Annotated in this window: 12 protein-coding genes; 4 read left to right on the plus strand and 8 right to left on the minus strand. The window is 74.9% G+C overall.

Features of this window, described 5'->3' with window-relative positions:
• Positions 1 to 3: 3 nt before the first annotated feature.
• The gene (locus AB0C73_RS34960) at positions 4 to 717 is read right to left on the minus strand and encodes a pyridoxamine 5'-phosphate oxidase family protein (protein ID WP_362537794.1); all 714 of its coding nucleotides are present in this window, start codon (positions 715 to 717) and stop codon (positions 4 to 6) included.
• Between the two features lie 35 nt (positions 718 to 752).
• On the opposite strand from AB0C73_RS34960, the gene AB0C73_RS34965 reads away from it, so the two are divergent.
• A complete protein-coding gene (locus tag AB0C73_RS34965; RefSeq protein ID WP_362537796.1) occupies positions 753 to 2,084 on the plus strand; it encodes an aminotransferase class I/II-fold pyridoxal phosphate-dependent enzyme in 1,332 nt (443 codons plus the stop codon).
• A 9-nt stretch (positions 2,085 to 2,093) separates the two neighbouring features.
• Here AB0C73_RS34965 and AB0C73_RS34970 read toward each other — a convergent pair whose 3' ends face one another.
• Positions 2,094 to 3,125 carry a DMT family transporter gene (locus AB0C73_RS34970; RefSeq protein ID WP_362537798.1) on the minus strand — a complete coding sequence of 344 codons (1,032 nt, stop codon included), beginning with the start codon at positions 3,123 to 3,125 and terminating at the stop codon, positions 2,094 to 2,096.
• Between the two features lie 74 nt (positions 3,126 to 3,199).
• Between AB0C73_RS34970 and AB0C73_RS34975 the strand changes: the two genes are divergently transcribed.
• The gene (locus AB0C73_RS34975) at positions 3,200 to 4,105 is read left to right on the plus strand and encodes a LysR family transcriptional regulator (protein WP_362537800.1); all 906 of its coding nucleotides are present in this window, start codon (positions 3,200 to 3,202) and stop codon (positions 4,103 to 4,105) included.
• Positions 4,106 to 4,177: 72 nt separating this feature from the next.
• Here the strand turns inward: AB0C73_RS34975 and AB0C73_RS34980 are convergent, their stop codons facing one another.
• A complete protein-coding gene (locus AB0C73_RS34980; protein ID WP_362537802.1) occupies positions 4,178 to 4,636 on the minus strand; it encodes a pyridoxamine 5'-phosphate oxidase family protein in 459 nt (152 codons plus the stop codon).
• 81 nt (positions 4,637 to 4,717) lie between these two features.
• On the opposite strand from AB0C73_RS34980, the gene AB0C73_RS34985 reads away from it, so the two are divergent.
• A complete protein-coding gene (locus tag AB0C73_RS34985) occupies positions 4,718 to 5,383 on the plus strand; it encodes a cysteine hydrolase (RefSeq protein WP_362537804.1) in 666 nt (221 codons plus the stop codon).
• Here the strand turns inward: AB0C73_RS34985 and AB0C73_RS34990 are convergent.
• The 5 genes from AB0C73_RS34990 to AB0C73_RS35010 form a co-directional block, all read right to left on the minus strand.
• A complete protein-coding gene (locus AB0C73_RS34990) occupies positions 5,370 to 5,789 on the minus strand; it encodes a Rieske (2Fe-2S) protein (RefSeq protein ID WP_362537806.1) in 420 nt (139 codons plus the stop codon). The genes AB0C73_RS34985 and AB0C73_RS34990 overlap by 14 nt on opposite strands.
• A 61-nt stretch (positions 5,790 to 5,850) precedes the next feature.
• Positions 5,851 to 6,462, minus strand: a complete 612-nt coding sequence (locus AB0C73_RS34995; RefSeq protein ID WP_362537818.1) for an adenosylcobinamide amidohydrolase — start codon at positions 6,460 to 6,462, stop codon at positions 5,851 to 5,853.
• A 170-nt stretch (positions 6,463 to 6,632) separates the two neighbouring features.
• A complete protein-coding gene (locus AB0C73_RS35000) occupies positions 6,633 to 9,449 on the minus strand; it encodes a multicopper oxidase domain-containing protein (protein ID WP_362537808.1) in 2,817 nt (938 codons plus the stop codon).
• The gene (locus AB0C73_RS35005; RefSeq protein ID WP_362537810.1) at positions 9,446 to 10,636 is read right to left on the minus strand and encodes a hypothetical protein; all 1,191 of its coding nucleotides are present in this window, start codon (positions 10,634 to 10,636) and stop codon (positions 9,446 to 9,448) included. The genes AB0C73_RS35000 and AB0C73_RS35005 overlap by 4 nt, the downstream gene beginning before the upstream one ends.
• 134 nt (positions 10,637 to 10,770) lie before the next feature.
• Positions 10,771 to 11,595, minus strand: a complete 825-nt coding sequence (locus AB0C73_RS35010) for a helix-turn-helix domain-containing protein (protein ID WP_362537812.1) — start codon at positions 11,593 to 11,595, stop codon at positions 10,771 to 10,773.
• Positions 11,596 to 11,669: 74 nt separating this feature from the next.
• On the opposite strand from AB0C73_RS35010, the gene AB0C73_RS35015 reads away from it, so the two are divergent.
• The coding region (locus AB0C73_RS35015; protein WP_362537814.1) for a DUF2249 domain-containing protein at positions 11,670 to 12,522 on the plus strand (853 nt) is incomplete at its 3' end.

A 12,522-nucleotide genomic window follows, 5' to 3' on the forward strand; every position in this document is an offset into this window, starting at 1 on the left:
CTCCTAGAGGGCGGTGAGGTAGGCGGGCAGCGGCAGCGACGCGGGCTGTTCGGCGGCCGGGACCGGAGTTCCGTAGCCGCGCTGTACGGGGACCACGCCGGCCCAGTGGGGGAGCGCGGCGTCCTCGGGGTCGTCGTTGGGGCCGCCGGTACGGACCTTGGCGGAGACCTCGCGGAGGTCGAGGCGCAGCACGGCGGTCGCGGCGAGCTCCTTGGCGTCGGCCGGGCGGGAGTCCGCGGCGCGGCCCGGGACCACCTGGTCGACGAGCGCGTCCAGGGCCGTGCGCAGCTCCTCCGGGTCGGTGACCTGGTGGGCGACGCCGTGCACCACGACCGAGCGGTAGTTGATCGAGTGGTGGAACGCGGACTTGGCGAGCACGAGCCCGTCGACATGCGTCACGGTCAGACAGACCGGCAGGCCCGGCGCGTCCTCGCCCCGGCCGGCCGTCCGCAGCGGCCGGGAGCCGGTCGACCCGTGCACGTACAGCCGCTCGCCTATCCGCCCGTAGAGGGTGGGGAGCACGACCGGCGCGCCGTCGCGGACGAATCCGAGGTGGCAGAGGTAGGTCTCGTCGAGGATCGCGTGCACGAGCGCGCGGTCGTACGAGGCGCGCTTCGCGGAGCGGGTGGGGACGGTGCGCTCGGTGGGCTCGTAGGACGGGCTGGGTTCGTGGGGCGCGGGGGCCGTGGCGGCCGTGGTCGCTTCCGTCTCCGGCATTGCGGACTCCATTGCACTAGTGCATAATCTGCTTTGTGCTAGGAGAGTATCGGATCGAAGGTCGTCGCGCATCGGAGATCGCCGCCAGCGTCGAGCGCGGAGTCGGCTCAGGGCAGCTCCCGCCCGGGCGACTTCTGCCGCCCATGCGGGAGTTGGCCACGACCCTCGGGGTGAACCCGAACACCGTGGCCGCCGCCTACCGCACCCTGCGCGAGCGCGGGGTGATCGAGACCGACGGGCGGCGCGGCAGCCGGGTGCGCGCCGCGCCCGCGACGACGGCGCGCGGCTCGATCCGGGTCGACGCCCCCGCGGGCGTACGGGACGTGAGCAACGGCAGCCCGGACCCCGCCCTGCTTCCGCCGCTCGGCGACGTGCTCGCCGACGTCGCGCGCGAGTACGCCGAGCGGCCCCGGCTGTACGGGGAGGCGCCGGTCGACGAGGAGTTCGCGCGGCTCGCGCGGGCCGCCTTCGACGCGGCCGGGGTGCCGGCCGGGCCGGTCGGCGTCGCGTCCGGCTCGCTCGACGCGGTCGAGCGGGTGCTCGCCGTCCATCTGCGGCCGGGTGACGCCGTCGCCGTCGAGGACCCCGGCTGGGGAAGCCTGCTCGACCTCGTGCCCGCCCTCGGCCTGCGGCCGGTGCCGGTCGCCGTCGACGACGAGGGACCGCTGCCCGAGGCGGTGGCCCGCGCCCTGCGCGCGGGCGCGCGGGCGGTGATCGTCACCGACCGCGCCCAGAACCCGACCGGCGCCTGCGTCACCGCCGAGCGGGCCGCGGAGCTGCGCGCGGTCCTCGCCGCGCACCCGGACGTGCTGCTCGTCGAGGACGACCACGGGCACGGGATCGTCGCGCAGCCGCCGCACCCGCTCGCTACGGGGGAGGGGAAGTGGGTGTTCGTGCGCTCGGTGGCCAAGGCCTGGGGCCCTGACCTGCGGATCGCCGCCTTCACCGGCGACGCCGAGACGGTCGACCGGGTGCTCGGCCGGCAGCGGCTCGGCCCCGGCTGGGTCAGCGGGCTGCTCCAGCGGGCCGTGGTGCACCTGTGGACCTCGGGCGCGATCGACCCGGCGGCGGTGGCCGCCTCGTACGGGGAGCGGCGCGACGGCCTGGTGCGGGCGCTCGCCCGGCGCGGGGTCGAGGCGCACGGGTGCAGCGGCATGAACGTCTGGGTCCCGGTCGCCGACGAGACCGGGGCCGTGGCCCGGCTGCTCGGCGCGGGCTGGGCGGTCGCCCCCGGCGCCCGCTTCCGCATGGAGGCCGGTCCCGCGGTCCGGCTGACCGTCTCCGGGCTGAGCCCGGCGGATCTCGAACCGCTCGCCGACGCGGTGGCGTACGCGGCGGGGCCGGCGCCGGCGCGCAGTTACGGGTGAGGGCCCGCGTCAGTGGCTGGTCGGGGCGGCCTCGGCCTCGGCCTCGTGGCGGGGTGCTTCCTTCGTGGCGGGGGCCGCGGCGGCGGCCACGGTCGTGGCCGGGGCGTTGCGGCGCGGGCCGCGGGTCTGGGTGAGGGCGGCACCCGCGAGGACGATGATCGCGCCGACCGGGGTGTTCCAGCTGAGCTGCTCGCCGAGCAGGGCGACGCCGGCGGCGGTCGCGATGACCGGGATGAAGTAGGTGACCATGGACGCCGTCGTCGGGCCGACCTCCGCCACCACCCCGTACTGCAGCAGCATCGCGCAGCCCGTGCCGAGCGCGCCCAGGGCGATCACCGAGAGCAGCGGAAGGATCTCGACGGACGACGGCAGGGTGGTGAACAGCGGGGTGACCAGGGCGAGTTGGAGGGTCGCCAGACCCACCTGGGAGCCGGCGAGGGAGAGGTTCGAGGCGCCGGTGCCGGTCAGGGTGCGGCGGACGTAGATCCAGCCGACCGCGTAGCTGAAGGAGGCGAGCAGCGCGAGCGCCGTGCCCGTCACGTCCAGGCCCGAGAAGCCCTGCCAGGCGCCGAGCACCGTGAGCACCCCGATGAAGCCGATGCCCAGGCCCGCCGCACGCACCCGGGTCGGCCGGTCCTCGGAGAGCGCCACGAGCGACAGGAGCATGCCCCACAGCGGGGTCGTCGCGTTGCAGATGCCCGCGAGGGTCGACGGGATCGTCAGCTCCGCGTAGGAGAAGAGCGAGAACGGGAGTGCGTTGAGCAGAAAGGCCGCCACCGTCAGATGACCCCAGGTGCGTGCTCCGCGCGGGAGCCGGTCGCGCTTCACGATCATCGCGGCGGCGAGCACCGCCGTACCGAAGAGCAGCCGGCCGAAGGTCACCTGGAACGGCGCGAAGCCGTCGGTGCCGACCTTGATGAAGAGGAAGCTGAAGCCCCAGATCAGGGCCAGGACGCCGAAGCGGACGCGCCAGTCGACGGCACGCGGGCGACGGGGTGCGGAAGGGGCCGAGGGGGCGGAAGGGGCGGCGGAGCTGCTCATGGAACTCAGGGTGACCGAGCCGACCTCGTAGTACAAGCGAGAATTATTTGAGGCGACCTCTTAGAATCGCTTACATGTTGAACCTGGAGCGCCTGCGGACCCTGGACGCCGTCGCGCGGCACGGCTCGGTGAGCGGCGCCGCCGAAGGACTGCACGTCACGACCTCGGCCGTCTCGCAGCAGCTGGCCAAACTGGAGCGCGAGGTCGGGCAGCAGCTGCTCGCCAAGAGCGGCCGGGGCGTCCGGCTCACCGACGCCGGGCTGCTGCTCGCCGAGCATGCCACCCGGATCCTCTCCCAGGTGCAGCTCGCCCAGGCGGACATCGAGGCGCAGCGCGGCCAGGTGGTCGGTGAGGTGCGGATCGCCGCCTTCCCCACCGCGATGCGCGGCCTCTTTCCCGCCGCGATCCGGTCGCTGCGCGCCAACCACCCCGAACTGCGCGTGCACACGGCGGAGCTGGAGCCGGACTTCGGGGTGCGCGACGTGCTGCGCGGAGACAGCGACCTGGCCGTGGTCCTCGACTGGAACAACAAGCGGGCGCCCGTCCCCGCCGGGCTCGAACGGGCCCATCTGCTCGACGACTCCGCCGATGTCGCGCTGCCCGCGGACCATCCGCTGGCCGGACGCGCCACCGTGGAGCTCGACGACTTCGCCGACGAGGAGTGGGTCTCCTGGCCGGCGGGCGAGTTCTGCCACGACTGGCTGATGTTCACCCTGCGTGACAAGGGCATCGAGCCGCGTATCGCCCATGTCGCCGGCGACCACCACACCCAGCTCGCCCTGGTCGCCGCCGGGCTCGGCGTGTGCATCGCGCCCCGGCTCGGCCGCCCCGCGACCATGGACGGGGTGGCCTTCGCGCCGGTACGGGAGCCGGTGCGCCGCCATATCTACGCGACCTGGCGCGCCGACGCCGGGCGCCGGCCCTCGATCCGGGCGGTCGTCGAGGCGCTGCGGGAGGCGGGCGCGGCGCACGAGAGCTGAGGGGTGCCGGGTGCTTCGTGCTCAGGGGCTCCCGCGCGGGGCTCGTGCTCGGGCTTCCTGCGCGCGGGGTGCTCAGATCTTGCGGAAGTCCCAGGAGGCGACGGCCTCCGGGGTCAGGCGCATCCAGGCGTGCCGCCCGTCGTGCGGCATCGCGTCGAGGCCGAAGTTCTTGGCGGCGAAGAGCCTTTCGGGCGCCTCGAGTTCGGGGCAGGGCTCGCCCGTGCGCGGGGCCTCGCCCACGAACTCCACGGTGCCCGACAGCTCCACGCCGCGCAGCTCCCCGTACTCCACGCCGTCGTCGATCACGACCGCGACCTGCGGCCGGGACCGCAGCTCGGCCCAACGGCGGCTGCGGGTCAGGGAGTAGAGCCACAGAGAGGTGCCGTCCCAGGCGAACCAGAGCGCGCTGACATGCGGGCGCCCGTCGGCCGATACGGTCGCGACCCGGCAGGTGCGCTGCTGGGAGAGGAAGGTGTCGAGCTCGTCCGGGGTCATCATGATCCGGCGTCCGCGGCGCTGTGCGACAGTCATCGGGCGCACCCTTCTGGATTTCTGATGGAGTGTCAGAAATCATGGAGGATCGGGTGGCCGGCGGGCAAGAAGGAGGGCGTCATGGGTGAGCGGGGAAAGCGGATCGGTGAGCAACTCTCCCCGGACGGGGCCGTGCTGCTCACCGTCGAGTGCCAGCAGGGCGTCGTCGGCCGGGACAGCGCGCTGCCCGAACTCGCCGCCGTCGCCCGCGCGTCGGGGGCACTGCACAACGTCGCCCGACTCGTCGCCGCCGCCCACGAGGCCGGCGTACAGGTCCTGCACGCCGTCGCCGAACGGCGCCCCGACGGGCGGGGCGCCAGTCACAACGCGCGCCTGTTCCGGGCCGCGGCCCGGCTCCCCGTGCAGCAGCACACCGGTAGTACCGCCGTACGGATCGCCGAGCCGATCGAGGTGGCCGAGCAGGACATCGTCGTACGCCGGCTGCACGGGCTCTCGCCGATCGCCGGCACCGACGTGGACGCGCTGCTGCGCAACCTGGGGTGCCGCACGCTGGTCGTCACCGGAGTCTCGGCCAACGTCGCCATTCCCAACGCCGTGTTCGACGCCGTCAACCTCGGCTACACGGTGGTCGTGCCCGCCGACGCCATCGCGGGGGTGCCGGCGGACTACACGCCCGCGATGATCCGCCACACCCTCGCGCTCGTCGCCACGATCGCCACCACCGACGACATCCTCGGCTGCTGGAAGGCGCCCCGGCGGGCACCCGGGCGGGTCAGCCGAGCCTGATCGCCTCCCCGGTGACCTCGATCGGCATCGGCTCCAGCGGCCGGCTCGCCGGGCCCTGCTTCACGCTGCCGTCCGTCACGTCGAAACGGCTCTGGTGGCAGGGGCAGACGATGACCCCGTCGGCGACGCTGCCCACGGCGCAGCCCTGGTGGGTGCAGCGCGAGGAGTAGGCCTTGAACTCGCCCTTCTTGGGCTGCGTGATGACCACGCCCTTGTCGGCGATCACTTTTCCGCCGCCCACGGGGATGTCCCCGGTCTTCGCGAGCGGCGCGTTCTCCTCGACGACTTCCGTGCCGCCCGCACCGTCCTTCCCGCCGCTCTCACCGCCGCCGCAGGCGGCGAGGGCCGCCGTCAGTCCCGCCCCGCCCGCCGCCGCGACGACCGTCCTGCGTGCCACACCGCTCATCTCGCACCTCTCCGCTTGTGCTGTCTGCGCCGCCCATGCTGTCGGACGCGGGGACTCCGCGTCAGCCGGACGAGCGGACCGGGACCGGATCGCAAGCCTCCCGGGTGGCGCGATGCACCGCGCGGGCGAGCCGGGCGCCCCACAGCGAGCGCGGGCCGGCGAACGCCTCCGGCTCCGTCGGCCCGCCGGGCGAGGGGCAGGCCACGCACACCGCGTCGGTGGGCGTGCCGGAGGCGTCCGCACCGAGCTCCACCAGGGCCTGCACCTTCGCCTCGGTGGCGGTGGCCACGGCGTTGACGAGGGCGGCGTCCGTGAGCGGCACCGGCAGCGAGACGACGATGTTGATCGTGCCGGGGCGGCGCGGTGCGCCGAGGGCGCCCTCGTCCGGGGCGGCCGCCCAGCCCCGTACCCCGATCCCGGCCGTGACCGCGGCCTCGGCGCCGCCGTCCGCCGCGAAGCGGTACGTGGCCACCGGCGCCGCCGTCATCAGTCCGACCCCCGGCCCGTCGAGCCCGGCGTCCGCGGCAAGCGCCCGCAGATGCGCGACCGGATCGAGCCGCCCGTACCCCGGCGGCACCTGCGCGTTCACCACCCACCCGCGCGCGCCGATTCCTCCGCCGAGCACGGCGCTCGACACCATCCGCGTCCCCGCCCCGGGGGCCCACACGAGCATCGGCCACCGCCGCCCGTCCTCCTCGTGAGCGAGCAGGACCGCGTCCCGCAGACCGCCGCGGGCGATGCGGGGTAGGGCGGGAGGTACGGCGGGAGGGGCGGCGGAGACGTTACGCGGGGGCACGCGGCACCTTAACGCGTGCGCTGGTCAGGGCGGGCCGGGCCCCGGCCTCACCGGACCTTGAAGGAGCCGTGCGCGCCGCGTTCCGCGTCGCTCATGACGTGCGTGACGAACGGATAGTCCCCGGCCTCCGGGAAGGTGAGTTCGACGAACCCGCCCGAGGCGGGGGCCAGGCCGAGCACCTGGGCGCCCCCGCTCTCCGCCCCGCCCCGCCTCAGGTCGTACGCGCCCTCGCGGAACACCGTGTCGAACTGGCCGCCCACGACATGGAAGGAGCTCGACCGGTTCGGCCCGGCCGCCAGGACCCAGATCCGAACGCGCTCACCGGTCCTGGCGGTCAGCGGGTCGTGATCGTACTGGTTGGCATAGCCGTTGAAGGCGACCATGTCGTCGTCCTGGTCGCGCACCTTGGCGGCGTCGGCCGTACCGCCCTGCGCGCCGAGGTAGAACTCCGACTGGACGAGCACGTATTCGCGGTCCACCGCGGGCAGACCGGGCGGGTCGACGATCACCGTGCCGAACATGCCGTTGGCGATGTGCAGGGACATCGGCATGGTCGAGCAGTGGTACATCCAGATGCCGCTGCGGGTGGCGGTGAACCGGTACGTCAGGGACTCGCCGGCCTTGATCGTGCGCATCGGCCCGTTCAGCCCGTTCGGTCCGTTCGGCGCGAGCGCTCCGGCGTGGAAGTCGATCGAGTGGCCGATCGATCCGTCGTTGACGAGCGTGATCTCGAAGGTGTCGCCGACGCGGCCGCGCAGCACCGGCCCCGGAGCCGTACCGCCGAAGGTCCACAGCTTCTGCCGTACGCCCGGGGCGACTTCGGTCACCACCTCCTTCACGGTGAGCGTCTTCCTGATCACCTGGGGGCCGGGTCCGCCCGGGGCGGCCGGGAGCCGGGCGTCGCGGGCGGTGAAGCCGGCGGGCGGCTCGGCCATCGGGTCGAAGGCGTCGGCGGCGGTGTCGGCACTGGTGCCGCCGTGGTCGTGGGCCGAGGCGCTGCTGTCGGCGGCGGAGCCCGTACCGGTGTGCGCACCGGCTTCCGTGCCGGTGTGCGTACCGGCCCCGGTCACGCGTACGGCGAAGACCATGCCCATCTGCCGGTGCCCGGCCATGGAGCACCAGCCGTCGAGGTTCCGGCCGACGACACCCGCGTCCAGCGTGTCCTTCTGGCCGGGGCCGATCCGGTCGGTACGGGCGCCGGTCTCGAGGACCAGGTCGTGGGTGTCGGTGCCGGTGTTGTGCAGGGTGATCACCAGGCGGTCGCCGGCGGGTACGTCGACGGAGGACGGCGAGAAGCGCATATTGCGGATCGTCACCGTGACCGCCGTGGTGCGGCCGGTCGGCGTCACCCCGCCATCGTCGGCCCCCCTCGCGGAGGCCTGCTCCACGATCGGCAGCGACCGTACGTCCGCCGCCGCGCCGCCCGCGACGGCCAGCATCACGATCGCGAGCCCGAGGGCCACGCCCCCGAGCACCCGGTGCGGTCGCGCCGAAGGCGTGGCCGAAAGCGTGGGCGAAGGCGTGACCGAAGGCGCGAGCGAAGGCGCGGGTGGAGCCGGGACCGGGGCGGCCTGCGCCGTCGCCGCCCCGCGCCGGTCGCGCACTCCCCGTACGCCTGTCAGCACGAGCAGCACCAGGAAGAACAGCAGCATCACGAGCAGCAGCGCCGAGCACGCCACCCGCACCATCGACGGCACCGGCAGCACGCACAGCAGCAGCGCGGCGTTGGTGATGGCGAGGCGCGCGGGCCAGGCCCGTTCGAGGCTCGCGGTGGCGGCCCGCACGGCGGTGGGGCCGCCGCCCAGGACCACCGGGACGAGGAAGCTCAGCGAGCCGAGCAGCACCTGGGCGATCCAGCCCGCGGCGAGCGGCGCGGTGAGCAGCGCCACGCGCTCCCCGACCGTGATCCATGACGTGGTGGTCAGGAGGATCCCGGCCAGGAAGGCCAGTGATCCGGCGAGCCACGCGCAGCCCGCGGCCACCGACCACGCGGCGAAGGACTGCGGCGCCTTCGTACGGGCCACCCGCAGCCACGGCCGGCCCGCGACGACAAGCCCGGCGGTGTAGCAGGCCACGCCCGGGATGGCGAGGGGCGGCGGGCCGAGCAGAGTGCCGGCGACCGCGGCGCCGATTCCGGCGAGCAGGAGGGGGAGGGCGCGGCGGCCCGCCCGCTCCGCGCCGTCCGCGACCCGGGTGCGCAGCATCGTCGGCCACAGCGTGATGAGCGAACCGGCGATGGTGAGGCCGACCCAGCCGAGCAGATTGACCGTCTCGTGGGCGACCCGCAGCCGGTCCGAGAGATCACCGGCGAGATTGCCGCGGGCCATGACGACGCCGAGCGCGGCGCCCACGGGCAGCAGGGCGGAGGCGGCCACGTAGTAGCGCACGGTCATCGAGAACCGTCCGGGCAGCGCCCGCCGCATCAGCCGTACGAGCCATATGGCGTGCGCCGTGACCGCGCCCGCGACCAGGGATCCGCCGGCCAGGACGACGTACCACCGGTCGACGTACATGCCGCCGATCACGCCGACCGCGCCCGCGTTCAGGCAGACCAGGCGCAGCGCGGCGGGCGCGCCCCGGTTCGCCTCGGGCAGCCGCAGGATCGAGGCGGCGAAGTGGCCCGACCAGATGACGATCGCGTTGGTGACCGCGCCGAGCAGCAGCACATGGACGAGCAGCCAGAAGGCGTGCGGCAGGAAGTGGTGGGCGCTGCCGACCGCGGCGAAGAGGGCCAGCCAGCAGGCCACGATCGCGTTGGCGCCGAGATGCCAGCGGGTGCGCGGGGAGCGGCCGGGGGCGGGGGACGGGGACGGGGGCGTCGGGCCGGGTCCGCTCGCCGGGGAGAGGTGCGGGTTCGTGGTCACCGGGGAGTCCTGGGAGCGTCGGAGGGATCGGCTGAGGAAGACGCGGGGGCGGGGGCCGTCGCCGCCGTCGTCGGCGGCGTTGACGCCGGTGACGGTGCCGACGTCGATGCCGCCGGTGACGCACGGCGCGTCGCGATCGCCGACGCGCCCGCCGCCGAGACGGCGAACAGCAGCACGGCGCCGATGTTGAGCACCCCGCCGAGCTGCCACGCGCCCCGGACGTCCCGCAGGTCACCGACCAGTACGCGCAGTGCGAGCGACAGATGCAGCAGCCAGGCCGCCACCGCCAGCCCCGGGTGGTACGGCACGGGGCGGCGCAGGACGGCGGGCAGGATCACCGGGGCGTGCGCCATGATCATCGACATCACGAAGCCCAGGAACACGGCGTGCACCACGGCGTCGTAGCGCGGCCCGTCGGTCACCGGCCCGTTGAGCAGCCACAGGGCACCGGCGAGACCCAGCCAGGCGTACCCGGCGAGCAGGCACGCCGCCGTGAAGCGGGGCAGGCCGGTGGAGCGCAGGAGCCGCCGGGCGACGTCGTACAGGACGAGCCAGGCGACCAGGGCGAGCAGTGCGGCGCCGAGCAGTGCGGTGCCGGTCGCGGGCCACAGCAGAGTGGCGACCACGCCCGCGGTGACGGCGCCGACGCACGCCAGGAAGCCGCGTTCCGCCGAGGGTGCCAGAACCGCCACCCGGGCGAGTTCGAGCCGTTCCCCGGCGATGGTCAGCACCAGGAAGGCCACCAGCCAGGGCAGCAGGAGCGGTACGTCGACCCCGGCCGCCCAGAGCAGCGCCGCGCCCAGGGCCGACACGGCGCCCGCGGCCTGCGCGAGCAGCGCGGCACTCGGCTGTCGGCGCCAGAAGCGTATGTACAGCGCGACGAGCGCCGCGCAGCCGGCGACGAGCAGCAGCCGGGGGACGACCAGGCCCACCGGGCTCAGGAGCAACAGGCCCCCGGCGCCGAGGCATCCGGGGGCCAGATAGGCCCACGGGCGGCCCAGGGCGACGGCGCGCTCCAGCGCGACCAGCGTGCCCGCGAAGCCGAGCACCATCAGCATGCCGTGCACCTGCGGGAGCCGGTCGGCGCTGACCGGCGCCGGGAGGCCGAGCATGCCGAGGGCGGCGTCGAGCCCGGCGAGCAGGCAGAGCCCGGCGGCGAGCATCAGGGGCGCGCGGCGAGCGCCCACGCGCCGGGCGGCGGCGCTGCCGGGAGCCGCGACCGTACGGCGCGGACCGCCGCCGCCACCGCGAGCGGGGGCGGGCCCGGTGGGCCTGGTGGGCCTGGTGGGGCCGGCGTGCCCGGTGGGACCGGGCGCCGGGGTCACCGGTGTGCCCCGGGGGTGCGGTCCGTGGCCGACTGTGCACCGTCGCCCTGGCCGGCACCGGCACCGGCACCGCCGCCGCCGCCCTGCCCGACGCCGCCACCGACGCCGTACGAGTCCTCGGCACCCCCGCGCTCGCCCTCGGCCCGCTCGCCCAGCCCCAAGCGCAGCCGGCACGCGTCCGGTTCGGCGAACGGCAGCAGCTCCACGCTCTGCGGCGCCCCGCCGAGCACGGCGAGTCCGGCGCGGGCCAGGCCCTCGTGAACACCGCAGATGACACCGGGGTGTTCGCGTGCCGCCTCCACGAACGGGCAGCGCGGCAACCGGACGTGACGTACCTCCGCGTCCGCCTCCGGGGCGAAGCCGATCTCCTCAAGGAGTTCCAGGAGCCGGCTCCGCGCCTCCCGGGGATCCGCCGTGGGGGTCCGCCCGGCGGTGAGCACGCGCCCCCAGTGCTCGCCGGCGGCGAGGGCGTCCCGGCGCGGGTCGGCGCTGGAGCGGGCGATCTGCGCGGCGAGGACGGCGGCCAGGCCGGCGTACTCGCGTGCGGGCGACTCCTGAGGCGGGCGGGCCCGGTAGCGGAAGGCGGGCCGGCCGCGTCCGGAGGGGTTGGACCGCTCGCGTACGGCGAGGCCGTCGTCCACCAGGGCGTCCAGGTGCTCGCGCACGGTGTTGACGTGCAGCGCGCACAGCCGGGCGAGTGCGCTCGCGGTGACGGGGGCGGCCTGGCCGCGCAGGTGCTCCAGGACGCCGCGGCGCTGCCGGGACAGCGGTACGCGGTTGGTTCCGCTCCCGGGAAGCGGCCCGTTATTTTCCACGGTCATGTCCGTACTATATTGCAGTCATCGGCCCGCGCCGAACGGGAACGGGCCGCCGGCTGCTGGAAGGACGACCTCTCATGAGCACCCTGACCATCGCATCGGACCCCCAGGACGCGGCGGCCGCCGAAGCCGTCGAGGCGCATCACACGCAGCTTGCGGGCGAGCTGGCCGGACGGGTCGCGATGCTGGTCGCGGCCGCCGACCGCGACCCGGTGGCGGCCGGCGCGGTGCGCGCCGGACTGGTCGAGTTCTGCGACCAGGACCTGCTGCCGCACGCGGCCGCCGAGGAGGAGACCCTCTACCCGGTCGCCCACGACCTGCCCGCCGCCCGCCTCCTGATCGACGCCATGCTCGCCGAGCACCGCAGGCTCACCGCGCTCGTCGAGGCGCTGCGCACCGCCGTCTCACCCGTGCAGGCGGCGGCCGACGGCCGGGCGCTCCAGGTGCTGTTCGAGGAGCACCTGGAGAAGGAGAACACCCTGGTCCTGCCGCTCCTCGCCGGTTCCCCTGACATCTCCCTGGCCGCACTCCTCGCGGGCATGCACGCCCTCCTCGGCCACGAGCACGGTCACACCCACGAGCACGGTCACGGCGCCGCCGGCCAGGCGGCCACCTCGGGCGGCGGCTGCGGTGGCGCCTGCGGCTGCGGCGGCTCGGACGAGACGGATGTGCCCGAGCTGGACGTGCGCGAGGTCCCCCACTCGCTGCGGCACGCCACGGTGTTCGGCGCGATCGCCGCCGTGCCCTCCGGCCGCGCGATGGTCCTGGTCGCTCCGCACGACCCGCTGCCGCTGCTCGGTCAGATCGAGGACCGCCACCCGGGCGCGTTCGCGGTGCTTCGACCACACCAGACATACAGAGGAGCCGGCGCGCCAAGAGCGCGACCCGCCCCGGAGACCGGATCTTCGCCGGTCTCTCCCGCGGTTCCGG

The organism is Streptomyces sp. NPDC048623, assembly GCF_040650755.1.
Classification (GTDB): domain Bacteria; phylum Actinomycetota; class Actinomycetes; order Streptomycetales; family Streptomycetaceae; genus Streptomyces.

What these genes read in the sequence shown, in the direction of transcription:
- AB0C73_RS35010 (WP_362537812.1), bottom strand. Translation starts at nt 11,595, where the DNA reads ATGACCGTGGAAAATAACGGGCCGCTTCCCGGGAGCGGAACCAACCGC.
- AB0C73_RS34960 (WP_362537794.1), bottom strand. Translation starts at nt 717, where the DNA reads ATGCCGGAGACGGAAGCGACCACGGCCGCCACGGCCCCCGCGCCCCAC.
- AB0C73_RS34990 (WP_362537806.1), bottom strand. Translation starts at nt 5,789, where the DNA reads ATGAGCGGTGTGGCACGCAGGACGGTCGTCGCGGCGGCGGGCGGGGCG.
- AB0C73_RS34980 (WP_362537802.1), bottom strand. Translation starts at nt 4,636, where the DNA reads ATGACTGTCGCACAGCGCCGCGGACGCCGGATCATGATGACCCCGGAC.
- AB0C73_RS34985 (WP_362537804.1), top strand. Translation starts at nt 4,718, where the DNA reads ATGGGTGAGCGGGGAAAGCGGATCGGTGAGCAACTCTCCCCGGACGGG.
- AB0C73_RS34970 (WP_362537798.1), bottom strand. Translation starts at nt 3,125, where the DNA reads ATGAGCAGCTCCGCCGCCCCTTCCGCCCCCTCGGCCCCTTCCGCACCC.
- AB0C73_RS34975 (WP_362537800.1), top strand. Translation starts at nt 3,200, where the DNA reads ATGTTGAACCTGGAGCGCCTGCGGACCCTGGACGCCGTCGCGCGGCAC.
- AB0C73_RS34995 (WP_362537818.1), bottom strand. Translation starts at nt 6,462, where the DNA reads ATGCTCGTGTGGGCCCCCGGGGCGGGGACGCGGATGGTGTCGAGCGCC.